Source organism: Mycobacterium angelicum (genome assembly GCF_002086155.1).
GTDB classification, from domain to species: domain Bacteria; phylum Actinomycetota; class Actinomycetes; order Mycobacteriales; family Mycobacteriaceae; genus Mycobacterium; species Mycobacterium angelicum.
Genome location: NZ_MVHE01000256.1, coordinates 1 through 571 on the forward strand (window position 1 = coordinate 1; position 571 = coordinate 571).

Sequence of the window (571 nt, forward strand, 5' to 3'; positions counted from 1 at the left end):
GTTGGGGTGTTGGGTGTGGGGTCGATTAAGACCAATATCGGTCATTTGGAGGGTGCGGCGGGTATCGCTGGTCTGATTAAAGCGGCGTTGTGTGTGCAGCGGCAGGAGTTGGTGGCGAGTTTGAATTTTGTGGAAGCCAATCCGCGGATTCCGTTGGAGGAATTGCGTTTGCGGGTGGTGACCGATCATGAGCGTTGGCCTGCTGGTGGGGGTTCGTTGTCGGTGGGGGTGTCTTCGTTTGGTATGGGTGGCAGCAATTGCCATGTTGTTGTGTGTCCGCCGCCGCGTGTGGTTGCCGCTGATGATGCGTCCACCGTGCCGGCTCCGGTGCGCGCGGGGGCGGGGGTGGGGTTGGCGTGGGTGGTGTCGGCTAGGACTGAGGTGGCGCTAAGGGCGCAGGCGGCGCGGTTGGGTTCTTATCTGGTGGAGCGTTCTGGGTTGGGGGCTGCGGATGTGGGGTTTTCGTTGGCCACGGGTCGGGCGGGGTTGGAGCACCGGGGTGTGGTGGTGGGTGTGGATCGGGAGCAGTTGTTGGGCGGGTTGGCCGGGTTGGCGACCGGCCAACCCGCAG

1 protein-coding gene is annotated in these 571 nt (G+C 63.7%); it reads left to right on the forward strand.

Going from position 1 to position 571, the window contains the following annotated elements:
• Positions 1-15 precede the first annotated feature (15 nt).
• Positions 16-571: ketoacyl-synthetase C-terminal extension domain-containing protein (locus BST12_RS29275; protein WP_281254850.1), on the forward strand; the 556-nt coding region annotated here is incomplete at its 3' end.